A 23907-nucleotide genomic window follows, 5' to 3' on the forward strand; every position below is an offset into this window, starting at 1 on the left:
TAAAGATTACATTAACTTATATCGTTATAATAGAAAGTAACGAATAGTATAAATACTTAATGTTACGTTAACTATGACTAATATCATAACAAAAGTGCGGTTTTGTTGTTATATTTGTGTTATAACTAAATTGATATATATCATGCTAATACAAATTAATACCGATAATAATATTGAAGGTCATCACAGACTGGAAGAATACTTTACTACACAATTGCAAAACTCATTAAAAAAATATGAGGAAAAAATAACTCGCCTTGAAGTATATCTTGGGGACGAGAATAGCGCTAAAGGTGGGGAGAACGACAAACGTTGCAGTATAGAGGCACGCATTGCAGGACTAAAGCCAATAGGTGTAGTAAATCATGCTGATACGATTGAAAAAGCCGTATCAGGCGCAACTGATAAAATAAAAAGTGCCTTAGAACATACTTTTGGCAAATTGAACGCCCACTAAACCGGAGCAACTCAACAAAAAACTCCCGATGCAAAACATCGGGAGTTTTTTTATATCGTTTTCACTGATTATAATGGCTTACAGCGTACCCAATATGGTATCTAAAACCCATGAGGTATGAGCTCCTGTATTTCCTGTTGACGGGTGCCGGGCATTACCCATAAGATGCTCTCTCATATTTTGCACATGGTATAACTGGATATTCTCAGGATTTTCTATAAACAATTCTTTACGCCCCGCTGCATTGGTAAGTATAACCGGTTCTTCCTCAAAAACAGAAAAATCAATTTTACCTTCGCTGCCATGTATGGTAACACTATCTTCTCTGGTACTGCTGCCAAAATTCCATGTAGCCGAACCTGTTACACCTGTATTGTGCAACCAGCAGGCAGCAACGGCATCTTTGGCGGTATAAAGCCCTTGCTGGTTGGTTGTTATGCCCTGTACCATAGTTATGTTACCCAGCATTTGTATAAATAAATCGAGCCCGTGACTGGCAAGGTCGTCAAAATACCCGCCTACGGCAATTTTGGCATCTGTTCGCCAGTTATATTCACCTGACTTATCTATGGGCGATGGTGTTTTGGTAAGCAGCCAGTTGATGTGGCGTGGCTCGCCAATAGCACCCGCGTCAATCCATTCTCTTACTTGCTTAAAGCGAGGTAAGGAGCGACGGTAGTATGCTACAAACAACGGAAGGTTTTTATCTTCAAAAGCCCTGCAAATCGTTACACACTCAGCATAGTTTGGTGCCATGGGTTTTTCTATACAACAGGGTTTACCCGCATCGGCAACTTTCAGGGCATAATACATGTGGGTATCAGGAGGGGTTGCTATATATACCGCATCTACTTCGGGGTCGTTTATCAGTGCATCTGCATCATTATAATAAGCAGGAACGCCGTGCCTATGGGCATAATCTGCAGCTTTTTCCATATCTCGGCGCATTACCGCCTGTAGTTTAAATCCCTCTGTTTTGGTATATGCCGGACCACTTTTGCGCTCTGTTACATTACCGCAGCCAATAATTCCCCATTTTATAACTGAATCCATTTGTACTTACTTTTAAAGGATAAAAATATTTATTTTTATTGAATAAGTTATACTCATTAATGCAAAGAAAAAGTAAAGCCCTCACAATAAGTGCAAGGGCTTTGATATATTTGGTGAATGGTTAGTTCCTTTAAAATGCTGTGCTTAAAGATACTGTAAAGCCTGTACTTTCGGGCACAAAACGACATACACCTCCCACACACACAAGTCCGCCACGCTGCCTGCCATAGTTTAGTGCCATTCGCGTAGCTCCGTAACGATAAGCACCGCCCACATTATAATAGTGGGTTTGCTGGTCGCTATCATCATTGCCATAGTTATAAATATCCCATACGTACAATGAATATTTATCATTAAGGTTAAGTTCTACAGTAGCGCCTGCCCAGTTTTTTCTGTCGGCATCAGCCCACATGTGCTCACCTTCAAAACGTATTGACTTGGTTGTATCAAAGTTATATACTGCTTCTCCTGTTACAATGTTTGTATTTACTTCTTCGCCGCCTTGCAGCCACAGGGTGTTATAATACTGGCGAACGTAATAAAAATTAGTAAGCCATGTTTCTGAAAATCTCTTTTTTATCTCAAGGTTGTAATCAGAAAAATATTTCTCGCCTACGCCAAAAAGATCTGTTTCATACTCCGCAGGGGCAAACCTGTACTTACCGGGCAGGTTATACCAGCTGGAAGCATTAAGTCCTACTTTTGTACCATACTTACCACCAATGGCTGTTTCTTTGGCAAACTCATAAAAAATATCTATCTGCCCGCCTGTTTCTCCCGCTTTCATTATGGATTGGTCTATAAAATCGACTTTTCCCTGTGCCTGAAAAACATAAATGTTAGCCAGGTTAGAGTGATGCTGTTTGGTTAAAGCCGGTACAAAGTTGAGTACTTTATCATTATAGTTAAGACTCGAAGAGGTGGCATCTACAAAAGAGGGTTCTCTTTCGGAGAGGAAACTCATGTTTTCCATCCTTCTTACAGTGGCATCTATACCAAGCCCTGTACCTGTATATCCGAAATTGAGAAGAATAGCATTTCCGGGTTTTATAAAATCATTGTTAATACGGTTTTGTACATCCAGTACTGCATCTTTTTGTTTATAATCGTATTCGCCGGAAATGTAAAATGAGTTGTGTATAAAATTAATTCTTCCCGCAAAAGCATTGGTAAGTTCATCAAAAGCCGGATTGGGAATGGTTACTTTTTCATACCTGCCTACATAGCTTGCTCCAAAAGAAAGATCGGACTCTTCAAATTTAAACAGGTTGCTTAGGTTAATATCCGAATCAAAACCGTATATCCTTCCGTCAGATACATCAAAACCGGTACGCTGCTGCCCGAAAAGGGCTGTTAGCCTAACGCTGTTGCTGGGTCTGAAAAGTACGCGCCCGCCTCGCAGGGCTGTATTGATACCCAGGGCGCGGTCTTCCCATGCGCGAAGTAACAAACCGCTGCCAAACTGCTCGTAAAAATATCCGGCAGTAAGTTCTATTTTTTCAGTTTTATAGTTCAGGTAATAGGTGCCTACACCTCCTCCTTTAAATTTAGGGTTGTAGTTAAGCAGTGCATTATCTTCGTAGGCTTCTATCTGAAAACCGGCTGTAAACCTGCCGTACTGATAGTTTGTTAAAAAATAATTATTGGATCGTAAAGGGGTTTCGGGATGTTCTATTCCTCTCCCTTTATCATTTAAGTACCACTGTATGTTCGATTCAAATCCGCCATATACCCTTACTTCCTGTTTTTCTTCAGTTTCCGTTTCGGTATCCTGAGCATATAATGATCCTGCTGCCAAAGGCAGTAACATAAAAAGTAATTTTCTTTTCATTGGTTACAGTTCCTTCAGTTTATTGTACAGTTCTATTTCGGCTCCCTGACTGTACCCATTGTGTACATACACCACTTTTTTGTTTTTTACTACTACAGTGTATGGAGGATTTGCAATGGCAAGTGCCCTTTTAAGATCCTGATTGGTATCTAAAAGAACGGTGTAATCCCAATTTTTACCATTAAGTAATGGCTTTACTCTTTTTTGGGTGCGTGTATCATCTATAGAAACAGCAATAACCTCCATATTAAGCTCCTTAGACCACTGTGCATAATGCTCTTTTATAGCATCAAGCTCATTGATACATGGTGCACACCATGTAGCCCAAAATGTAAATACGTATAGCTTGTCCTTTTCGCTAAAATCGTTTTTTACATTATATGTTTTATTATTTACCGATTTTAAGGTTACGCTGGGCATTGCTTTTTGCGCATTGGCAGAAAAAGTAATTAGTAATAACAGTACAAGTAAATTTTTCATGTTATAAAATTATAGGTAATATTTATTATGTTGTTTGAGTGGCAATATTAAAAAAATTTTGACAGTATCCCGCATTTTTTTTAAATAGAATAAAAAAGACTCAATTTAAGAGTAAAATACTTATTATATATAACGTATAAGTAATCTTTAATTACGAAAATGAGAATAGAATAAGAAAAATTTTGAAATATATTTTGGGGGTATCATTTTTTTATATATTTTCGGGTAAAATTTACTTTTCCTTTTTATATCTGTTAAAAGTCAAACAATTTAAAAGAAAAACGTTACATATAAAACAAAACTAACTTTTCAAAAAGAAAAAACATGAAAAAAACATTACTATTAGGCTTATTCCTGTTTGGAGGAATTATTGCCAATGCACAGATTGCTGACGGATCTGATGCTCCCGACTTTAGCGGGACAGATGTAGTAACGGGAGAAACCGTTTCATTACAAGACTACCTTGACCAGGGAAAAACTGTAGTAGCATATATGTCTGCTGCATGGTGTGGTCCTTGCTGGAGTTTTCACAACACACATTACCTTTCTGACATCCATTATGCTTATGGAGAAGACGGTAGTAATGAGGTAGTGGTTATTTACATCGAGTCTGACCCAAGAACTATGGAAGGAGAAATTTTCGGAGAAGATTTACCGCCGGCTCCGGGATATCAGGCTGCACCGTCTCCGCTTGGCGACTGGACTCTAGACACTCCATACCACATTATTAATAATGACATTGTTAGCTCGAGTTATGATATTCCCGGATATCCTACTATGTTTGCCATTTGCCCGCAAGGTGCAGGACAGCCGGGTATTGTACATGAAATTGACAGAGGGACTCCGGAGCAACTTACACAGTATATTGGTACATCTTGTACTGCTGTTGAAGGTATTGCCAATTTGGGTAAACCTCTTGCTGAAAACCTAAGATTTTGCGAAGGTGAAGGAAGTATTTCCGGAAGTTTTAAAAGCTATGGCAGCAACACTATTACCAGTGCTACCGCTCAACTTAAAAAAGACGGAACAGTTATCGCTACAAAAACTTTTGAAGGTTTAAGTATAGCGCAATTCCAAACAACCGAGTTGGCATTTGACAGTATGGAACTTGACGGACAGGCTACTTATCAAATTGAGTTAACACAGTTAAATGGCGCTACTCCTGCAAATACATCACCTGAATTTATAAATTCAAAATCGTTTACTATTGTTCCGAATGCTGCAACAGAGTCATCTCAAAACATTAAAGTAACACTTTACACAGATGAATTCCCTGCCGAGATGAAAGCATATATTCTTGATAGTAACGACAATACTGTATGGAGCAGTCCTGATTATACTGCCGGTAATGCCGAGCAAATGTTCCATTATGAAATTACATTAGATTTAACGGATTGCTATACTGTAGCTCTTACTGATGCTTATGGCGATGGATGGACATGGAATCAAGCCGGCGCAGAAGTTCCTCACGGTATATTAATAGAGTCAGCAGACAATACTGTGTTATTCTATAACAATGGAGATTTTGGTCAACTATTCTATCAAAATGCAACATTTACAACTAACGGTACTCTTGCAGGAGAAAAATTCAATGATGCAGGTTTTGGAATATATCCTAACCCATCAACCGGAATATTTTATTTAAGCTCGCAAGATGCAGTTGATGTTACTGTACTTGACCTTACCGGTAAAATAATACATACACAAAACGGTGTTACTAACGGAGATGCTATCGACTTAAACAAAATTCAATCAGGTATATACATTGCTAAGGTTGTAAGTGAAAATAACACTGAAAAAGTTGTAAAACTTGTAATCGAGTAATAAGAAACATAATAAACAAAATAATATTTTTAAAGCTATCGGAGATAAGTAATTTATTTCCGATAGCCTTTTTACTTAAAATACAATTATAATAATACTATCATGAAAAATTTTATAATCGCTGCCATAACACTATTCGCTATTACATCACAAGCACAGGATATTACCGTAACCGGAAAAGACGGTGTAGTAATTACAGACGGATATACTTACTCTACCAACTCTCTTGACACTGAGAGCGGAGAGGGCGGATATATGCCAATACAAGTAACTAACAATACTGCTGAGGATATATATGTGAAGCTAAAAATGGACTCTTTTGAAAATGCCAGCGGAAACGAAAACTTTATATTCTTTTGTTTTGGGGAGCAATGTTATTTCTCTGTAAGTGAAGGAAGTACAGTTCCTGAAGACATTAATGCAGCCAAAATTGGCGCTGGAAGCCACAACCCTAACGCAGATCATTTTGCCAATGCTTATGGAGGTGATGTAGCGGAACAGGATGTTATTTACAATATGTCATTAGTACAATATAACCCTGATGGTACGGAAGGCGATGTAATCATGAGTTTTTCTTTCCGTTACACTACAGCAGCAGGTATTGAAGATGTTACCGGTCTTAAAAATATTGGTATAACTCTTAACAGTACTATTGTTACTGACAATCTTGATGTTGATGCAAAAAATAATGGTAAACTGGAGATATACGACCTTAATGGCAAGCTGGTAAAAAATACCACTATTAAAAGTGGCACACAGTCTATAGATTTTTCAAACTTATCATCATCTATATACATAGCTCGATTTACAAATTCAGAAAATAAAGTATCTCAAGTTAAGCTTGTAAAAAAATAATTTGACGCATTCTATATATTTAGATTCAATTACTAAAAATGAAAAAGAACCTTATACTGATATTTATTGCCTGCATAACCCTTATGGGGTGTAACAGTAATTATGAAATATTACAATCCCAAGGCTCTGTTATCCTTACTGCAGATAGCTCCATAAAAGTTGTAGGCGAAACAATAACTTTTACCGTAAAGGATAATGAAGGTAATGACCTGACTGAAGAGGCTGTATTTTATGTTGACGGTGAGATGATGGGAGATAATACATTTACATCGGATGTTGTAGGAAATTTTGAAGTAAAGGCTTCCTATCTCAATATAGAATCAGAACCCCTAATCGTTAATTTTAATGACGGGTCAGGAATCAACTTCAGAAAAAGAGTACTTATAGAAGATTATACAGGCACATGGTGTGGCTGGTGCCCCAGGGTTGCCTATGGTATTGAGTTGGTACATCAACAAACTAATGATGCCGTAGCCGTAGCAATACACAGACCAAGCTCTAACCCATCAAGTCCGGTTTATGATCCTTATAATTATGACACGAGCGAATTAGAAAATTCACTTGGCGGATCCGGAGGGTATCCTAAAAGTTACCTGAACCGCATGACACAATGGGAGTATCCTGAGCCAAACAATCTTAACCAAGTAATTGCACTTACGCAAGGCGAAAACCCAAAGTTAGGTCTTGCCATGAAATCATCACAAGATGGTAACAATCTTACTATAGATATAAACGTAATGTTTGGTAAGGATTTCGGAAATAACATGAAATTAGTAGTTTATATATTGGAAAACGGTTTGATATACAAACAACATAATTACACCACTTACTATGATGGTATCGATATCCTTGAAAATTTTGAGCACAATCATGTGCTGAGAAGTTGTATTACTCCTCTTATGGGAGAGGATATACCAAGCAGTCAAACTACAATATTTAATACCTATACAAAAACATTTAATGTTACAATACCTTCATCTGTTGAAAACACAAACAATATAGAATTTGTTGCGTTTGTAATTGATGAAGCAGGTAATGCAATCAATGTGAGAAGCTCACATCCAGGCGAAGAGCAGGAATTTGAAATGTTGTAAAAATATTTTTTCTTCAAAATAAAAGCTCCTTAAAAATTTAAGGAGCTTTTATTTTTTAGCAGAGAGGAAGGGATTCGAACCCTCGATGCCCTTTTGGAGCATACACACTTTCCAGGCGTGCGCCTTCGACCACTCGGCCACCTCTCTATAGTTTATTGCGGGTGCAAAAATAGAATATTAAAACGGATTTATGAAAATTTATGGAGATAATTCACCACATAGTGATGTTTCAAAAAGAGCTTTAAATTCATGGGTAGATACACGTTGCCCCAACAAGTACATTAGTTTTGTTATTGCTGCCTCTGTAGTAATATCTTTACCCGATATTATCCCTATTTCTTTTAGCAAAGTACTGGTTTCATAATGCCCCATATTAACACTCCCTCCCGAACATTGGGTTACATTTACTATATGCAATCCCTGCTCTATAGCTTTTTGCAATATTGATATAAAATAAATATCAGTGGGCGCATTTCCCGAGCCATACGTTTCTAAAACTACACCTTTAAGTCCGGGAATACTGAGTATGGAACTTAATACCTGATGGCTTATTCCAGGAAACATTTTTATAATAACTACATTATCATCAAAGTCCTTTACTACCGTAAAACTCTTGTTTTCCTGCTTTTGCAGTAAGACATCCTTATTTATACGAAGATGCACGCCAGACTCTGCCAAGGCAGGATAATTGGGCGATGCAAAGGCGTTAAAGTGTTCGGCACTTATTTTTACGGCACGATTGCCTCTATATAGTTTATACTCGAAATAAAGGCATACTTCCTGTATTACTGATTGTCCTTTATATTTTAACGAAGCTATTTGTATAGCAGTAATAAGATTTTCTTTAGCATCGGTACGCAAATCGCCTATAGGGAGTTGAGAGCCGGTAAAAACCACAGGCTTATCAAGATTTTGCAGCATAAAACTTAATGCTGATGCAGAATATGACATGGTATCAGAGCCATGTAAGATTACAAACCCGTCAAAGCTGTTATAATTCTCTTCTATTACCGATGCTATTTTACCCCATTGCGGAGGTGTCATATTTGATGAATCGATAGGCGTTTCAAACGAAACTGTTTTTATAGTACAATCCAGGTGCTTCAACTCCGGGATACTTTGCAGCAGTTTACTAAAATTAAACACCTTTAACGCTCCGGACCCAAAGTCTTTAACCATACCAATAGTACCGCCGGTATATAAAAGTAAAATGTTGGGTTTAGACTGCATTTTGGTACTTCATTTTGTTTACCACAGGGTTAGCATACATTGCCAGAAACCCATCGCGTAAAACTTTATTTTCTATATCTATCCGCATTTCCAGCCTGCGTTCAAAAAGCTGTTTTTCCTTTTCGGTATATTTTGCATTAAAACGATCTGTTTCATTCAGCAAGTCATAAGCAATATAGTTGGTAGGCCAAAGTTTATAAGTACTCAGTATAGCATCGTCCAGCACTTGTGCCAATGCTTGTATCTGTTTGTTTTGATTATCAAAATCAGCAGCTATTTTATCCAGTTCACTGTCCAGCACATCACATACATGAATATGTATATGCTTTTTTTGCCCCATTATACCACTTAGTAATGTATTAAAATCTTCGTTTTTCTCTTTAATATATACCTCATCATTGGCCTGTGCCATAAGCATTGGCATTTTTAATGCATCCGTAGGGTCGTACTCATACGATATAGAAACTGGTACAATTTTAACAGCTTTAAAATATTCCATCAGGCTGTCGCCCTCCGCACCCATAGCCAGCATTTTTAACACACCCTGATGGGTGGCATCATTCCCGTCTTTAGTACGCCCTTCACGTTGTGCTATCCATACCGAACGATTTTCGCGCAGTAATAACTGGCAAACGTATTCGGACATAAGGCGCGAACTTTGCAACAATTCTCTTGGCGGAAGCGCTCTTTGTACTAAAAAATTACGGTTAAGCCTTGAAAGGGTGTGCAAAAAAGGTTTCTGAACCAGGTTATCACCTATTGCCGAGGCAGTCATTATTTGCCCATGATCATAGAGCGAAACATTAAGCAATGAGGTGTCGAGTATAATATCCCTATGGTTCGAGATAAAAAGATAGGGCGTATGCTTGTCAAGCTTCTCAAACCCTGATGTAGTAAGCCCTTCTGAGCTTTTTTGGAGCACTTTTTGTACGGCAGGATATATAAAGTTAACCTGAAAATCGCGTTTGGAATGTGTTTTTTGCAGTTGCTTTTCCCACACCTTTTGGTCAACATCAGGAAATGCAAAACTCATAAGCGCCTTCATCATCGGATGATGTAAAACACCACATATAGCCTCATTTACCTCACTGTCATAAAAAGGCCGGATATGATCAAATTTTGACATGCACTTCTTAATGTTAAAAACAATGCCACAAATGAACAAAATTTTTGTGAATTTAACGGGGATTCTTTGTTAAAAACCAAAAATTGATTTAGAATTTTCGGTAGTTATGGCAGCAATATCCTCTATACTCATGTTATATATCTCAGAAAGCTTTTCAGCAACCAGTAAAGTATAACTGCTTTCGTTGCGCTTACCCCTATGTGGTGCAGGAGCAAGATAGGGCGAATCGGTTTCCAGAACAATATGGCTAATATCTATCTCCTTTAAAAACTGATCTATTTTACCATTTTTAAAAGTAGTTACCCCACCAATGCCCAGTTTCATACCGTAGTGAATTGTTTTTTGGGCTTGCTCAAAATCGCCTGTAAAACAGTGGAAAATACCATATAACCCATCCCCTTTTTCAGATTCCAGCACTTCAAAAACCTCATCAAAAGCATCTCGGCAATGAATATTGATGGGCAAGCTGTATTTTTTAGCTAATTGTATTTGATACTTAAAAGCGTGCTGTTGTTCTTTCAGGTGGGTTTTATCCCAATACAGGTCGATACCTATTTCGCCTACGGCGGCAAACTTGCGTTTGGCAAGCGCTGCTTCTACATGGGCAAGCTCTACCTCATAGTTATCCTTTACATGGGTAGGGTGCAATCCCATCATCAAAAATACATTTTCAGGGTATTGTGCTTCCAATTCATACATCTGCTGTGTGTAGGCAGAATCTATAGAGGGTACAAACATGCGGGTTACACCCGCATCTATAGCGCGCTGTATCATACTTTCTCTGTCTTCTTCAAATGCTTCGCTGTATAAATGGGTATGTGTATCTGTCAATGTCATGTTTTAGTTCTTTTTTTTGCCCGGTAAAATTACAAAGTTGCAAATGTTTTTACCTCCTTTATCGAATATTTTAAAGTATTTTTGGGTAGCAATTAACATTTAATAATGGAAAATCTGTATAATAGCCTGAAAGAAAAAGGTTATAAACGCATCAAATTTAAAATATCAAAAACGCAGCATTTGCTTATTAAAGCAAAAATAAATGACATTCAGGGCAACTTTATACTCGATACAGGAGCATCTAACAGTTGTGTGGGTTTTGACAGTATAGAGTATTTTGAGCTTTTAGCTGCGGATTCGGATACTAAAGCTGCCGGAGCGGGCGGTACAGGTATGAATACACAAACCTCTCTGAAAAACAAACTAAAAATTGGACGATGGACCAGCAAAAATTTCGGATTGATAATTTTTGATATGTCGCACGTAAATGAGGCTTTGCGGCAATATAAAGCAAAACCCGTACACGGTATTATAGGCGCTGATATACTAATGCAGGGTAAAGCAATAATAGATTATTACAATAACTGCTTTTATTTAAAATAGTTAGAGTAAAAAACAGCACTCTTATGGGAATTATTTTTGATACTTTAGTAGCTTTAAAACCACCAACCTTATTTTTTATTTAAAATACTCATACCCCAATACCGTCAGACAAAAACTTTAAAAAACCTAAAAATTTGCTGAATTTTTTATGTTAAAATATACTTTATCTACATTTTAACATAAAAAATTTACTTCTCATCGAAAAAACACCCAAAAAAGCATCAACATATACCAGTTTAGTAACTTTAGTAAAATCGAAAGGGTAAATATGCTAGCTACTACTTATTTCGATTTACATATTAACTTAATCCAATTAATTTATTATTATGAAAAACAAATTATTATTTACAAGTGCTTTTTTAGCACTGATTTTCGCTGCATGCAGCAGTGAAGATAACACGGTAACAGACAATAAGAGTGCTCAACTGAAATCTTCAGAAAATCAGGAGGGCGGACTGTATGCTTTAGAGCAAAACAATAGAGAAAGCTTAAAGCAATTTTTCAAATTTGAAACAGGAAGAAAAGAGGTTAAATTCAAATCGGAAATGGGTGTTGAGGTGAGTTTTACTCCCAGCAATTTAACGGTGAACGGAAATCCGTATAACGGAACTGTTACTGTAGAATTTATAGAGATATTCGGGATAGGCAATATGGTAGCCACGGGCATGCCAACTATGGGAGTTCCTGAAGGTGAAGCAAACGAAGAGTCTGTTTTGGCACCACTTATTACCGGAGGTGAGTTTTATGTAAATATGACTACCGAAGAAGGTGAGGATATAGACGACGGTGTGCCTTATACACTATCTGTCCCAACAGAACTGTCGGGAAGTGAAGGAGAAGACGCTGAGAACATGATTGTATGGACCGGCGAAGAAGATGAAGACGGAGATGTAGTATGGGAAAAAGACACCGATGACGAAGGGAATGAAAGAGAAGTAACCGAAGAAGGCGGAAGATTTATTATGGAAATGCTAAGCTTCGGGTGGTGTAATATCGATAAACTGGACGCGCTCGGTTTTGATGAATATACCGGAATTTGGGTTGATGCTCCTGACGGATTTGACGACACCAACTCAATGGTATATATGTCTTATCAAGGGCAAATGAACATGCTTACAGGGTTTAACAATTTTGATTACGGAGCACAATTATTTGATGACCCGTATGACAACATTCCTGTTGGAGCACAATTTAATGTAATATTTGTTTCCTCACAAGGAGGACAATGGTTAGTAGGTGTACAACAAGTAACTATAGTGGGTAATGACGTTATTGTTTTCACACAGTCAGACCTTGCTATAGCAACAGACCCCGCACTTATTAACATGTTAAACAGCCTTCCTTAAGTAAAAAGTCTATATAAAAACAAAAGTGCCCGCCGGTTAGCGGGCACTTTTTTATATGCCGGTTTCTCTATAAGCCCTACTATTTTTTTTAGGATTTCCTGTGCTACTTTTACAAATACAATAAAAACCGCTTTACCGGAGTTATTAAACCTGATAAAAAAACAGGTATGAAAGTCCGGAAATTTAAGAATGACCCAAAAGAAAAAGAATTTTACAAAACGCTGCGGTCTAAAGCTTTTGAAGAGTTGGGAGAAAACATTGCTAAACATGGCAATACCAACTTTTGGGCTAAAGGTATTTTTTGGGCTGCTATCTGCTACGCCTCCTACTATTTACTTTTAAACTCAGGCAATACCCTTGTTTTTTGGTTTTTATACCTTGCTTTTCAAATTTCCGGTCTGCTCATGGGCTTCTGCCTGGGGCATGATGCCTCTCATAACACCGCTTTTAAAAACAAATCTGCTAATCAGGTGCTGCACTTCTTCAGTTTTTTAACGGTTGGTATCGACCCTCTTTTGTGGGGTTTGCGGCATATTCGCTCCCACCATCTGTATGCTAATGTTGAGGGAAGCGATATTGATATTGATAAAAATCCTTTCCTTAGGCTGGCTCCCTCACATCCATGGTCAGCAAAACATAAGTATCAACATCTTTATGCCCCGTTTGTATATATGCTTGCATTACTGCATTCTGTGTTTATGGGTGACTGGATATACCTGTTTTCAAAAGAGTATAGCTGGATGAGAAAAGGGGTGGCTAAGCCGGAGTTATATCTTAGGTTTTTCCTGTTTAAAATTTTTTATTTTTTCTTGGTACTTTACATACCCATACAGCTAACCGATTTTTCAGTGGGGTTTATTTTTCTTACTTATGTATCTGCCTCAGCCTTTACCTCTTTGCTTTTTGTAATTATGTTAGTGGGGACTCACTTTTTTGAAGAAGCCGATTATTTTGAACCGCAAGACAATACCCTCGATTACTCATGGGCGGTGCACCAGCTCAGAACAAGCTGTGATTGGAATCCTGAAAGTAGAATTGCCCGGGTGCTTAGCGGAGGTGCCAACTGCCATGCAGCCCATCATTTATTCCCCAATATATGCCATACCAATTATGACCTTATTAATACTGTTATAGAACAAGTTACCGCAGAGTATGATTTCCCCTACCATAAAATGTCGCTATGGCAAATGATGAGATCCCATTTCAGGCATTTAAAGAAAATGGGCATACCCGGCTAAAATCATATCCCTTTAAAATAAAAACACATGCTCTCTATTACTATACCTCATGTTTGAAAGGTTTTATTATAAAAATTTTAGGACAATGTAAAATTTTTATATCATTGCACTTAATTAATTTCTAACTTAAACAAATTACAAAATGAAACAATTATTTTTATTATTATCGCTTTCAATATTAACACTATCAATCAGTTCTTGTTCTGACGACGATTCAAACTCAACCGACGACAACACTACTTCTTTCGTAAAATTTAAAGTTGATGGTGTACAGAAAACATTTAACCATGTTATAATCAACACAGGAACACCAGAAGACGGAACTGTATTATTAACAATAATAGCATCTGAATCAGAAAACTCAGAAGAATCAATTTCTTTTGAAATATATCAAGGAGAAACAGGAGGTGAAGAGGTAGATGTTAAATGGCTGTATGAATTAGGAAATAAAGTTTATGATGAAGGTGGCTATAATGATGAAGAACTAATACAGATAGATCACATTGTACAAAAAAATAATATCGAAAAGCTGTCCGGTACTTTTTCGGGAGAATTGTCAAGATATGATATTCAACAAGGTTTATATTTACTTGAAATAACTGAGGGTACATTTAATATTAAACGTTAACAACCAAAACTACATTTCTAAAACAAAAAACGCCCGCTCAATGATGAGCGGGCGTTTTATATATAATTGCTTTATCCTAAAGTTCAAATGCTTTTTTAGGATTGTTGTCCATAAGCAGCTCTACAGGGTTTTCAAGCCCTTCTTTTACTGCTACAAGGAAACCTACTGACTCACGACCGTCGATAATCCTGTGGTCATAAGAAAGTGCTACATACATCATAGGGTGTATTTCCACTTTGCCATCTACGGCAATAGGACGCTCGATAATGTTGTGCATACCCAGGATACCTGATTGCGGAGGGTTAATAATTGGGGTAGATAGCATACTGCCAAATACACCGCCGTTAGAAATGGTAAATGTACCGCCTGTCATATCATCTACAGTTATCTGACCATCGCGTGCGCGAATAGCAAGACGTTTTATTTCCGACTCAATGCCTCTGAATGATAGTGTTTCTGCATTACGTACTACAGGAACCATCAATCCTTTTGGTCCTGATACTGCTACTGAGATATCGCAGAAATCGTAAGTAATTTTATAATCGCCATCTATCATAGAGTTAACATCAGGATATAATTGTAAGGCTCTTACAACTGCTTTGGTAAAGAACGACATATAGCCAAGGCTCACACCACCGTGTTTTGCCTTAAACTCTTCTTTATATTCGTTTCTTACTTTGTTTATGGGCGTCATGTTTACTTCGTTAAAAGTTGTAAGCATCGCTGTTTCGTTCTTAGCCGAAACCAAACGCTCTGCCACTTTTCTGCGAAGCATTGATAATTTGTTACGCTCAGAACCGCGGTTACCGCCTGTTGGCGTGCCCATAGATGGTTTTGCATTAACAGCGTCATCTTTCGTTATTCTGCCGTCTTTGCCTGTACCGTTTACAGTAGTGGGATCTATATTTTTTTCGTCAAGTATTTTGCGTGCCGCAGGCGATGGAGTGCCTGTAGCATACGTTTTTTCTTCTTTTTTAGGCTCCTCTTTAGACTCCTCTTTTTTAGGTTCTTCTTTCTTCTCTTCGGCTTTGGGCGCTTCTTCTTTTGCAGGAGCGGCACCATCAGGCTTAGCGGCATCGGTATCTATAAGGCATACTACCTGACCCACGGCTACAGCGTCACCTTCTTCTGCTTTTAGGGTAATAATACCCGCAGCTTCGGCAGGAAGCTCAAGGGTTGCTTTATCTGAATCCACTTCGGCAATAGCCTGGTCTTTTTCTACATAGTCGCCGTCTTTTACCAGCCATGTTGCAATTTCTACTTCGGTAATCGATTCCCCGGGAGAAGGAACTTTCATTTCTAAAATCATCTCAGTATAATTTTATTTGGTGTTGTTAACTCTATTGTTAAATCAAAAATACGATATTAATTGATTAAATCTTTATCAAAAACCATGGCTATGGCAGCAGCATGACGTTTTTTGGAACGTGTATAGCTTCCTGAAGCAGGTGCACTCGAGGCTTCGGGTGAAGCCAATCTTAGTTTCACTTCATTAAAGTTCATAAGCATATAGCTGTAAGCACCCATATTTTTAGGTTCTTCCTGTGCCCATACATAGTCATCAACATTTTTATATTTAGCTATCACTTCTTTAAGCTGCTCTACAGGCAACGGGAAAAGTTGTTCCAGTCTTACAAATGCTATATCATTTCTTTCGATATTTTTCCTTTCCGCCACAAGATCATAGTAAAACTTACCGGTACAGAAAACGAGTGATTTTACCTTGTCAGCATTTACTGCAGAATCGTCAATTACCTCTTGGAAAGTTCCGGTTGCCAGTTCTTCAACGGTAGATACCGCATCAGGATGGCGCAATAAACTTTTTGGTGTAAATACAATAAGTGGTTTACGGAAATTGGTTTTCATCTGCCTTCTTAACAAGTGGAAGAAGTTTGCCGGTGTAGTACAATCGGCAATATACATATTATTGTTGGCACAAAGTTGCAGGTAACGCTCCATGCGTGCGCTGGAGTGCTCTGCCCCCTGCCCTTCATAACCGTGTGGCAACAACATCACTAAACCGTTTTGGTTGTTCCATTTATCTTCGGCTGACGAAATATATTGGTCTATCATTATCTGTGCACCATTAGAGAAATCTCCAAACTGTGCTTCCCAAATAGTAAGTGTTTTTGGGCTTGCAAGGGCATAACCATAATCAAAACCAACTACTCCGTATTCTGAAAGTAAGGAGTTATATATATTAAATTTCCCTTTCTGGTCGTTAAGCCTGTTTAGCAGTACCACTTCTTCTTCAGAGTCTTCTACTTTAATAACAGCGTGACGGTGTGAGAAAGTTCCTCTTTCCACATCCTGCCCGGATATACGTACATCAAACCCTTCGGTAAGCAATGTGCCATAGGCAAGTAATTCGCCCATAGCCCAATCCAGTTTGTTGGTTTCATACATATTTTTCCTGTCATCAATAAGCTTCTGTATTTTCTTGATGAATTTTTTATCCGAAGGCAATTGGGTAATAACCGATGCAATATCGTCAAGCATTTCTTTAGAGAAGGTAGTATTTACCTTTTTCAGCATTTCTTGCTCGCACACCTTTTCATAACCCTCCCATTCATTTTGCATAAAAGGAGTGATGATGGTTAAATCTTTTTTACGCGAAGCTTCAAGGTTTTGCTCAAGCATAGCCTTATACTCTTTTTCAAGTCCGTTCACATATTTATCATCTATTACGCCCGAAGCAATAAGATTTTCGGCATATATATCTCTCGTATTTTTATGTTTAGCTATTAGCTTATACAAGTTAGGTTGTGTAAAGCGTGGCTCATCACCTTCGTTATGGCCATATTTCCTGTATCCTAAAAGGTCGATAAACACATCGCTGCCAAACTCCATTCTAAAGTCTAATGCAAAAAGCATAGCATGTACAACTGCCTCAACATCATCAGCATTTACGTGCAATACCGGCGAAAGGGTTACTTTGGCAACATCAGTACAATAGGTAGAGGAACGTGCATCCAGATAATTGGTTGTAAAGCCTATTTGGTTGTTAACCACTACGTGTATAGTACCGCCTGTTTTATAACCGTCCAGTTTTGCCATCTGTACAATTTCGTACACAATGCCTTGCCCTGCAATAGCAGCATCGCCATGCAGTGCTATGGGCAATACTTTCGAATAGTCTTCGGGGAAATGTCTGTCCTGTTTTGCCCTGGCAATACCTTCTATAACCGCTCCTACCGTTTCTAAATGTGACGGATTAGGCGCAAGATTAATGTTTATGCTCTTACCATTTTTGGTAAGCTTATCTGATGTAAGACCAAGGTGATATTTCACATCTCCGTCAAACATACCATCGTCGTCATAATCTTTACCGTCAAACTCGCTGAAGATATCGGAAGTCGATTTTCCGAACACATTGGCAAGCACGCTAAGGCGACCTCTGTGTGCCATACCCATCACAAACTGTTCTACACCTTTATCGGCGGCTGCCTCAATAAGTGCATCCAAAGCAGGTATGAGCGATTCGCCACCTTCGAGCGAGAAACGTTTTTGTCCAACATATTTGGTATGCAAAAAGTTCTCGAAAGAAACGGCTTCATTAAGTTTTGCTAATATATTTTTTTTCTGTTCGGCTGAAAATTTTGGTTGATTTTCGCCGTCCGAAAGTCTATTTTGTATCCATTTCCTCACCTCCGGGTTACGGATGTACATATATTCGATACCAATATGGTCGCAATATACTTTTTTAAGATGATCTACTATTTGCTGTAGGGTAGCTTGGTGAAGCCCCACTTCTTTACCGGCATCAAAAACGGTATTGAGATCAGCATTTGATAACCCGAAATTTTCCAACTCAATAGTCGGGGTATAATTCCTGCGCTCGCGCACCGGGTTAGTTTTGGTAAATAAATGCCCGCGTGTTCTGTAGCCTTCAATAAGGTTTAGCACGCTAAACTCTTTTTGTAGTTTTTCAGGAAGTCCGGAATAATCAGATACCGACTGTACTGTGGCACCTTGTGGTGATGTGGCAGTTTCAGTAAGTTCGTCTCCGTAACCGGAATTGGCGAAATCAAATCCTTGAAAAAAGCTTCTCCAGCTTGGTTCTACACTATCAGGATTTTCTATATATTGATCGTATAAATCTGCAAAAAAAGCAGTATGTGCTGCGTTTAAAAAGGAAAACCTGTCCATACTTATGTCTTTATGACCTTTTGGTTTAAAAAATTTTATGCAAAAGTACAATATTTGTAATAATCTTTCAGTGTTTTTTATATATTTATACTTAGTAATTATGTATTAATTAACAGTTAGTAAAATGCCCCTTTTCAATTTTTTAACAAAATGCGTGGCAATTATAGCACTAATAACCTGCTACTGCTCTGCCAATGCGCAAAACAGCAATAGCTTTTGGGATAATGTAAGATTTGGCGGTACGGCAGGGGCAGCTTTTGGCAATAATTATACTGATGTTACCCTCGCCCCGGGGGCATTATATGAGGTTAATGAATATGTAGGTGTTGGTGTAGGCTTGCAGGGCACTTATATAAAATATCGCGATTTTTATGAGTCTTATATTTATGGTGCATCAATTATAGGGGTGTTTAACCCTATACCCGAAGTGCAACTCTCTGCCGAGTTGGAACAACTGCGTGTTAACCTTACTTATGATGAGGATTATTTTGGTCAACCCTCTTATATTAATGACTCTGACAGGAAACGGAATTTCTGGAACACCGCCTTATTTTTAGGAGCAGGCTACCGTATGGAGAACGTAACCGTAGGTGTGCGTTATAATGTACTGTTCCGCGAAAGTGACAGGGTTTACAGCGATGCTTTTATGCCTTTTATAAGGGTTTATTTTTAAGAAAAATTGACAATAAAAAAAGCTCCTCAAAATTAAGGAGCCATTATATATATTTTAAAGTGGATAAGCTAAGCAGTTCTTTGTTTTTTTATTATTTGTATTATAATTCTCACTAATATTTGTTTTATCCATAACTACCTCCTCATTTTTTTTATATTGATTATTGATATTTTCCCCTTCACAAGAGACTTCAGATTGTACAAAAAGACGCACAAGTAAACTATTCCAATTCTTATAATTGTGAATTCCATGCACTATTAAAGAAATAGTAATTATTATTAAAACAAAGAACTTACTAATGTTAGCCATCACATTCTTGATGTCAAACTTTATATGCACAAATATACACAAAATATCAACACATTGCAAGGTATTTAAGAAAATCAATACCTATTCCTAAACCAAACCTTTTGCCATTCTCTTTTTAGTATCAGGAACGCAACCTGCTCGCTAAGTTCAGTTATGTCGTCACCATTCAGCGCTTTTATTTCTTTTTCTGATACATCTATTATATACAAAAGGTTGAGATATTCGGCAAAGCGGTGTTGTATGAGGGTATAAATTTTTTCGCGCAGCCCCAGTTTTAAATCAATCGGGGTAATATCCACAGCAAAATCCAGCAACTCATTTGCAAGCGTAAAATCTTTATTCAACTGCTCTACCAGTTTTATATAAAGTTGTTCTTTTTGTGCTTCACTCAGCAGCAGGTCGGTATTTATGGGTGCTATATACATTATACTTTTCGTTGCATCAGGTATTGCCCAAATTGTTCCAATATTTGCTTTTTATCTGTAGCTATATCCAGTTTTTTTAGCGTTTCAAAGGCTTTTTGGGTATAGGCTTCAATAGCTTCTTTGGTAGCAGTATCAGCTCCTGTATCCTGAAACAGTTGTTTTACATCGGCTACTTTTGTAACAGCATCCTCCGGGTGTGAGGTAAACCATTGTAAAAGGGATTCTTTTTGGTATGGTGTGCACTGCTGTAATGCTTTCAGGTATAAATACGTTTTTTTATTCTCTATAATATCGCCCCCTACTTGCTTACCAAAAGTTTCGGGGTCGCCAAAAGCGTCAAGGTAATCATCCTGCAACTGAAAAGCAATACCAAGATTTAGCCCGAAATTATATATCAGGTCACAATTTTCTTTGGTTGTTTTGGCTACAATACCGCCCATTTTCATGGCTGCTCCTACCAATACCGCCGTTTTATATTCTATCATTTTCAGATATTCAGGTATGGTAACGTCATTACGCTGTTCAAAATCGACATCCCATTGTTGCCCTTCGCAAACTTCGAGAGCCGTTTTACTGAATAGCTTTGCCAGCTCCCTGAATATTTCAGGTTCATAATTCTCAAAATATTGGTATGCCAGTATCAGCATGGCATCGCCGGAGAGTATGCCGGTGTTTATATCCCATTTTTCATGCACGGTTTCGTTACCGCGACGCAGGGGTGCATCGTCCATAATATCATCATGTACTAACGAGAAGTTATGAAACATCTCTACCGCTATTGCCGCAGGCAATGCCTCTTTACAATCGGCATCAAAAACATCGGCTGCCATAAGGGTAAGCACCGGGCGCATGCGCTTACCGCCAAGTAATACTATGTACTGTATGGGGCGATACAGGTTTAGGGGTTCTTTCTCTAAAGATACATTGGTAAAATACTCCTTAATTATTTGCTGATAGTGCGCTATGGCGTGCATCGGTTGTTTTTTTTGCTAAAGTAAACTTTTCGCTTTTTATAAGCAACATGAAAAATAATTTAAAAACTAAGGAAACTTTTTTGGTGTTAAAAGTTTCCTCTCTATATTTGCATCGAAATATCAGGGATTTTTAATATGAGAGAGACTATTGTGAAGAAAGCTACCGAAATGTTTATGTCATTTGGGTTTAAAAGTGTAACAATGGATGATATTGCCAATGAACTTGGTATTTCTAAAAAGACGATATACCAGCATTTTTGTAACAAACATGATTTGGTAGAGGCAAGTACTCTGAGCGTTTTTGAAACTGTTTCGTGCGGTATAGACGGTATAAGGGAAATGGGCAAGAACTCTATTGAAGAAATTTTCATTATACGCAGTTTTATGATGCAGCATTTAAATAACGAATCGGCATCGCCTTTTTATCAACTGCAAAAGTTTTTCCCAAAAATATTTTCGTGTTTGCGCGCAAAACAATTTGAGAAAATGAATGGCTGTATGAAAGAAAACCTGCAAAAGGGTATTGACAATGGCTTATATCGCGATACTATTAATGTTGATTTTATATCGCGCATCTACTTTACAGGGCTTACCGGAATTAAAGATCAGGATATATTTCCTGCCACAATGTTTAATGTTACTGATCTTACCAAGCAGTTTTTGGAATATCACCTACGTGGCATAGTAACCGCAAAGGGGCAGGCTATATTGGAAAAATTACTGGAAACTGACAAGATAAAATTAACATAAATTTATTTTGTATGATTGGAGAAAAAGCATTTAAATTTGCATTGACAAAAATGTCAAACAAATAAGTTAAACAAAAATGTCAGATAAAAAAGATATTGATACGGAGCAATTGATAAAAGATACTGCCAAAAAGATTTTTTTTGGCGAAGGTCGTTTTAATGCTACCACACAGGAAATTGCCGATGCCGCAGGAGTGAACCGAACATTGATAAACTATTATTTCCGATCCAGAGATAACCTCTTCAATATTGTTTTTGAAGATGCACAACAACAGGAGCATGACCGTACGGAATCGATTGTTTTTTCTGACCTGCCTTTGAGAGAAAAAATAGAGCAGCATTTGGATATGTTTTTTGAGGAATCTAAAAAATATCCCTACCTGGAAATTTATATGGTTACCCAAATGAATCAGGGAAATTGTCATAAGGATATCGAGGCGATGAACAGGCTGTTGGATAAATTTTATCTGGAAATAGGCATTGAAATGGAAAAAGGCAACGTGCCGAAAATGCGTCCGGAGCAATTTGTACTCAATTTTATTTCGCTCATGTCATTTCCTGTATCCATGCGCCCGTTACTGCAGGAAACAATGGGGTTTAGCCAGGAAAGTTATGACCGCCTGCTCGAAGAACGCAAACAAATTATTTTAAATATTTTATTCAATCAATAAATCATCAATCAATTAACAATAGTTCTATGAAGAAAAACCAAAATCAACTTACAGGCAACCTTTTTACGGTGCTCGGTTTACTATTGGTTTATCTTTTTGCACCGCAGCTAAGGGCGCAGGAAGACACCAACAGTTATCGTTACAGCCTGGAAGAAGCCGTACAGCACGCCATGCAGTATAACTACTCGATTATTAACTCGGGGCGGGATATACAGGCATCTGTTAAAAAGAAATGGGAAACCATTGCAAGCGGGCTACCGCAAATAAGTGCACAGAGTAATTATCAAAACAATTTTTCCATACAGCAGTCCATCATTCCCGCAGAGCTGTTTGGCGGTACTCCCGGAGAGTTTATGGCAGTAGCCTTTTCTACCAGGCACAGTGCCACCGCAAGCGCCACTTTAGAGCAGCTTATTTTTGACGGTAGCTATATAGTGGGCGTTAAAGCAGCAAAAACCTATCTTGATTTCTATGAAACATCGAAAAAGAAAACGGATATAGAAATAAAAGAACAGGTTATTAATGCTTATGGTAATGTGTTGCTGACTCAGGAAAATATTGCTATTCTGGAAAGAAATAAAGCTACGCTGGAAAAAAACAAATTTGAAATTAGCGAAAACTTTAAAAGCGGATTTACTGAAGAAGAAGATGTAGAGCAGATATCGATAACGCTCGCTTCTGTAAACAGCTCTTTAAACAATGCAAGACGCCTTGAGCAAATTACCATTAATATGCTAAAGCTGGTGTTGGGTATCGATCTGGAAGACAAGCTGGAGGTCACTGACAAACTGGAAGACCTTACTATGGCAAACCTTGATGCTGCCATTACAGGAAGTGAATTTAACGTACAATCGAACATTGATTATAAACTGGGCGTTAATAACCAAGAACAAAAAAGATTGTTATTACAACAGGAAAAAAGCAAGGCTTTACCCACACTTTCTACAAGCCTTTCGTTTGGTTACAATGGGTTTAACGACGAGTTTAAGTTTACAAGCAGAGATCAAATGTGGTTAGACTACTCCTACCTGTCGGTAAACCTCAATGTTCCTATTTTCAGCAGCCTTGCGCGCAGTGCCAGAACACAACAAGCTAAAATAGCGCTGGAACAGGCTAAAACTGAGCTTACAGAACTGGAGCAAAACTTAAAGCTGCAATTTCAGCAAGCCAAAAGCGAGTATGAATATAGTGTAGAAGAGTACACAACCTCTAAAAACAATATGATACTTGCAGGGCGCATTGAGAACAAACAGCAGATAAAATTTCGCGAAGGACTTTCATCAAGTTTCGAACTTTCAGAAGCACAAAGGCAGCTATATGCTGCACAACAAAGTTATCTTCAGGCTATGCTGAATGTAATAAACACAAAAGCTGCCTTACAAAAACTAACCGCTCAATAATTATTAAAGAAAAAA

The 23907-nt window shown here is 37.9% G+C and carries 22 protein-coding genes and 1 tRNA gene; 12 read left to right on the top strand and 11 right to left on the bottom strand.

Features of this window, described 5'->3' with window-relative positions:
• The first annotated feature begins 142 nt into the window (after window positions 1-142).
• Window positions 143-457 (top strand): HPF/RaiA family ribosome-associated protein, encoded by a 315-nt coding sequence (locus E0W68_RS02630; RefSeq protein WP_135217845.1) that lies wholly within the window; start codon window positions 143-145, stop codon window positions 455-457.
• A gap of 78 nt (window positions 458-535) precedes the next feature.
• Here E0W68_RS02630 and E0W68_RS02635 read toward each other — a convergent pair whose 3' ends face one another.
• The 3 genes from E0W68_RS02635 to E0W68_RS02645 all read right to left on the bottom strand — a co-directional run bounded on the left by E0W68_RS02635 (window position 536) and on the right by E0W68_RS02645 (window position 3821).
• On the bottom strand, window positions 536-1510 hold the full coding sequence (locus E0W68_RS02635; protein WP_135217846.1) for a Gfo/Idh/MocA family protein: 975 nt from the start codon (window positions 1508-1510) through the stop codon (window positions 536-538).
• Window positions 1511-1640: 130 nt separating this feature from the next.
• Window positions 1641-3341: a DUF6029 family protein gene (locus tag E0W68_RS02640; protein WP_135217847.1), complete on the bottom strand. Its 1701-nt coding sequence runs from the start codon at window positions 3339-3341 to the stop codon at window positions 1641-1643.
• A gap of 3 nt (window positions 3342-3344) precedes the next feature.
• Window positions 3345-3821 (bottom strand): TlpA family protein disulfide reductase, encoded by a 477-nt coding sequence (locus tag E0W68_RS02645; RefSeq protein WP_135217848.1) that lies wholly within the window; start codon window positions 3819-3821, stop codon window positions 3345-3347.
• A gap of 324 nt (window positions 3822-4145) precedes the next feature.
• Here E0W68_RS02645 and E0W68_RS02650 point away from each other — a divergent pair, with 324 nt between their 5' ends.
• From E0W68_RS02650 to E0W68_RS02660, 3 genes are all read left to right on the top strand, one after another.
• On the top strand, window positions 4146-5645 hold the full coding sequence (locus tag E0W68_RS02650) for a T9SS type A sorting domain-containing protein (RefSeq protein ID WP_135217849.1): 1500 nt from the start codon (window positions 4146-4148) through the stop codon (window positions 5643-5645).
• A gap of 102 nt (window positions 5646-5747) precedes the next feature.
• The gene (locus E0W68_RS02655) at window positions 5748-6500 is read left to right on the top strand and encodes a T9SS type A sorting domain-containing protein (protein ID WP_135217850.1); all 753 of its coding nucleotides are present in this window, start codon (window positions 5748-5750) and stop codon (window positions 6498-6500) included.
• A gap of 38 nt (window positions 6501-6538) precedes the next feature.
• A complete protein-coding gene (locus E0W68_RS02660; protein WP_135217851.1) occupies window positions 6539-7594 on the top strand; it encodes an Omp28-related outer membrane protein in 1056 nt (351 codons plus the stop codon).
• Between the two features lie 59 nt (window positions 7595-7653).
• On the opposite strand, the gene E0W68_RS02665 is transcribed toward E0W68_RS02660, so the two are convergent.
• The 4 genes from E0W68_RS02665 to E0W68_RS02680 all read right to left on the bottom strand — a co-directional run bounded on the left by E0W68_RS02665 (window position 7654) and on the right by E0W68_RS02680 (window position 10787).
• A tRNA-Ser gene (locus tag E0W68_RS02665) sits at window positions 7654-7741 on the bottom strand.
• Between the two features lie 51 nt (window positions 7742-7792).
• Window positions 7793-8824: an asparaginase gene (locus tag E0W68_RS02670; RefSeq protein WP_135217852.1), complete on the bottom strand. Its 1032-nt coding sequence runs from the start codon at window positions 8822-8824 to the stop codon at window positions 7793-7795.
• Window positions 8814-9950, bottom strand: a complete 1137-nt coding sequence (locus tag E0W68_RS02675; RefSeq protein ID WP_135217853.1) for a 1-acyl-sn-glycerol-3-phosphate acyltransferase — start codon at window positions 9948-9950, stop codon at window positions 8814-8816. The genes E0W68_RS02670 and E0W68_RS02675 overlap by 11 nt, the downstream gene beginning before the upstream one ends.
• 69 nt (window positions 9951-10019) lie before the next feature.
• Complete coding sequence (locus E0W68_RS02680; RefSeq protein ID WP_135217854.1) at window positions 10020-10787, bottom strand: TatD family hydrolase; 768 nt, start codon at window positions 10785-10787, stop codon at window positions 10020-10022.
• A gap of 105 nt (window positions 10788-10892) precedes the next feature.
• Here E0W68_RS02680 and E0W68_RS02685 point away from each other — a divergent pair, with 105 nt between their 5' ends.
• From E0W68_RS02685 to E0W68_RS02700, 4 genes are all read left to right on the top strand, one after another.
• Window positions 10893-11330, top strand: coding sequence for a retropepsin-like aspartic protease (locus tag E0W68_RS02685; RefSeq protein ID WP_135217855.1), 438 nt, complete (start codon window positions 10893-10895; stop codon window positions 11328-11330).
• Between the two features lie 326 nt (window positions 11331-11656).
• The gene (locus E0W68_RS02690; RefSeq protein WP_135217856.1) at window positions 11657-12676 is read left to right on the top strand and encodes a hypothetical protein; all 1020 of its coding nucleotides are present in this window, start codon (window positions 11657-11659) and stop codon (window positions 12674-12676) included.
• Window positions 12677-12843: 167 nt separating this feature from the next.
• Entirely contained in the window at window positions 12844-13914 is a 1071-nt protein-coding gene (locus tag E0W68_RS02695) for a fatty acid desaturase family protein (protein WP_135217857.1), read from the top strand.
• 142 nt (window positions 13915-14056) lie between these two features.
• Entirely contained in the window at window positions 14057-14542 is a 486-nt protein-coding gene (locus tag E0W68_RS02700; RefSeq protein WP_135217858.1) for a hypothetical protein, read from the top strand.
• 76 nt (window positions 14543-14618) lie between these two features.
• Here the strand turns inward: E0W68_RS02700 and odhB are convergent, their stop codons facing one another.
• Complete coding sequence (gene odhB / locus E0W68_RS02705; RefSeq protein ID WP_135217859.1) at window positions 14619-15851, bottom strand: 2-oxoglutarate dehydrogenase complex dihydrolipoyllysine-residue succinyltransferase; 1233 nt, start codon at window positions 15849-15851, stop codon at window positions 14619-14621.
• Window positions 15852-15907: 56 nt separating this feature from the next.
• A complete protein-coding gene (locus E0W68_RS02710) occupies window positions 15908-18691 on the bottom strand; it encodes a 2-oxoglutarate dehydrogenase E1 component (protein WP_135217860.1) in 2784 nt (927 codons plus the stop codon).
• Window positions 18692-18845: 154 nt separating this feature from the next.
• Between E0W68_RS02710 and E0W68_RS02715 the strand changes: the two genes are divergently transcribed.
• Window positions 18846-19364: a hypothetical protein gene (locus tag E0W68_RS02715; protein ID WP_235831818.1), complete on the top strand. Its 519-nt coding sequence runs from the start codon at window positions 18846-18848 to the stop codon at window positions 19362-19364.
• A gap of 383 nt (window positions 19365-19747) precedes the next feature.
• Here the strand turns inward: E0W68_RS02715 and E0W68_RS02720 are convergent, their stop codons facing one another.
• Both E0W68_RS02720 and E0W68_RS02725 read right to left on the bottom strand, forming a co-directional pair.
• Window positions 19748-20098 carry a hypothetical protein gene (locus E0W68_RS02720; RefSeq protein ID WP_135217862.1) on the bottom strand — a complete coding sequence of 117 codons (351 nt, stop codon included), beginning with the start codon at window positions 20096-20098 and terminating at the stop codon, window positions 19748-19750.
• Window positions 20098-21072 (bottom strand): polyprenyl synthetase family protein, encoded by a 975-nt coding sequence (locus E0W68_RS02725; RefSeq protein WP_135217863.1) that lies wholly within the window; start codon window positions 21070-21072, stop codon window positions 20098-20100. Before E0W68_RS02725 ends, E0W68_RS02720 begins: the two co-directional genes overlap by 1 nt.
• A gap of 135 nt (window positions 21073-21207) precedes the next feature.
• Between E0W68_RS02725 and E0W68_RS02730 the strand changes: the two genes are divergently transcribed.
• The 3 genes from E0W68_RS02730 (at window position 21208) to E0W68_RS02740 (ending at window position 23892) form a co-directional block, all read left to right on the top strand.
• The gene (locus tag E0W68_RS02730) at window positions 21208-21822 is read left to right on the top strand and encodes a TetR/AcrR family transcriptional regulator (protein ID WP_135217864.1); all 615 of its coding nucleotides are present in this window, start codon (window positions 21208-21210) and stop codon (window positions 21820-21822) included.
• 76 nt (window positions 21823-21898) lie between these two features.
• Entirely contained in the window at window positions 21899-22492 is a 594-nt protein-coding gene (locus E0W68_RS02735) for a TetR/AcrR family transcriptional regulator (protein WP_135217865.1), read from the top strand.
• Window positions 22493-22518: 26 nt separating this feature from the next.
• Window positions 22519-23892, top strand: coding sequence for a TolC family protein (locus tag E0W68_RS02740; RefSeq protein WP_135217866.1), 1374 nt, complete (start codon window positions 22519-22521; stop codon window positions 23890-23892).
• Window positions 23893-23907 lie beyond the last annotated feature (15 nt).

The organism is Flavobacterium salilacus subsp. salilacus (assembly GCF_004634195.1).
Classification (GTDB): Bacteria; Bacteroidota; Bacteroidia; order Flavobacteriales; family Flavobacteriaceae; genus Flavobacterium; species Flavobacterium salilacus.

Excerpts from the sequence above, each read along its gene's own strand:
- E0W68_RS02675 (WP_135217853.1), bottom strand. The coding sequence starts at position 9,950 with ATGTCAAAATTTGATCATATCCGGCCTTTTTATGACAGTGAGGTAAAT.
- E0W68_RS02695 (WP_135217857.1), top strand. The coding sequence starts at position 12,844 with ATGAAAGTCCGGAAATTTAAGAATGACCCAAAAGAAAAAGAATTTTAC.
- E0W68_RS02740 (WP_135217866.1), top strand. The coding sequence starts at position 22,519 with ATGAAGAAAAACCAAAATCAACTTACAGGCAACCTTTTTACGGTGCTC.
- E0W68_RS02700 (WP_135217858.1), top strand. The coding sequence starts at position 14,057 with ATGAAACAATTATTTTTATTATTATCGCTTTCAATATTAACACTATCA.
- E0W68_RS02735 (WP_135217865.1), top strand. The coding sequence starts at position 21,899 with ATGTCAGATAAAAAAGATATTGATACGGAGCAATTGATAAAAGATACT.
- E0W68_RS02690 (WP_135217856.1), top strand. The coding sequence starts at position 11,657 with ATGAAAAACAAATTATTATTTACAAGTGCTTTTTTAGCACTGATTTTC.
- E0W68_RS02685 (WP_135217855.1), top strand. The coding sequence starts at position 10,893 with ATGGAAAATCTGTATAATAGCCTGAAAGAAAAAGGTTATAAACGCATC.
- E0W68_RS02725 (WP_135217863.1), bottom strand. The coding sequence starts at position 21,072 with ATGCACGCCATAGCGCACTATCAGCAAATAATTAAGGAGTATTTTACC.
- E0W68_RS02680 (WP_135217854.1), bottom strand. The coding sequence starts at position 10,787 with ATGACATTGACAGATACACATACCCATTTATACAGCGAAGCATTTGAA.
- odhB (WP_135217859.1), bottom strand. The coding sequence starts at position 15,851 with ATGATTTTAGAAATGAAAGTTCCTTCTCCCGGGGAATCGATTACCGAA.
- E0W68_RS02710 (WP_135217860.1), bottom strand. The coding sequence starts at position 18,691 with ATGGACAGGTTTTCCTTTTTAAACGCAGCACATACTGCTTTTTTTGCA.
- E0W68_RS02635 (WP_135217846.1), bottom strand. The coding sequence starts at position 1,510 with ATGGATTCAGTTATAAAATGGGGAATTATTGGCTGCGGTAATGTAACA.
- E0W68_RS02660 (WP_135217851.1), top strand. The coding sequence starts at position 6,539 with ATGAAAAAGAACCTTATACTGATATTTATTGCCTGCATAACCCTTATG.
- E0W68_RS02640 (WP_135217847.1), bottom strand. The coding sequence starts at position 3,341 with ATGAAAAGAAAATTACTTTTTATGTTACTGCCTTTGGCAGCAGGATCA.
- E0W68_RS02730 (WP_135217864.1), top strand. The coding sequence starts at position 21,208 with ATGAGAGAGACTATTGTGAAGAAAGCTACCGAAATGTTTATGTCATTT.
- E0W68_RS02670 (WP_135217852.1), bottom strand. The coding sequence starts at position 8,824 with ATGCAGTCTAAACCCAACATTTTACTTTTATATACCGGCGGTACTATT.
- E0W68_RS02650 (WP_135217849.1), top strand. The coding sequence starts at position 4,146 with ATGAAAAAAACATTACTATTAGGCTTATTCCTGTTTGGAGGAATTATT.
- E0W68_RS02720 (WP_135217862.1), bottom strand. The coding sequence starts at position 20,098 with ATGTATATAGCACCCATAAATACCGACCTGCTGCTGAGTGAAGCACAA.
- E0W68_RS02630 (WP_135217845.1), top strand. The coding sequence starts at position 143 with ATGCTAATACAAATTAATACCGATAATAATATTGAAGGTCATCACAGA.
- E0W68_RS02645 (WP_135217848.1), bottom strand. The coding sequence starts at position 3,821 with ATGAAAAATTTACTTGTACTGTTATTACTAATTACTTTTTCTGCCAAT.
- E0W68_RS02655 (WP_135217850.1), top strand. The coding sequence starts at position 5,748 with ATGAAAAATTTTATAATCGCTGCCATAACACTATTCGCTATTACATCA.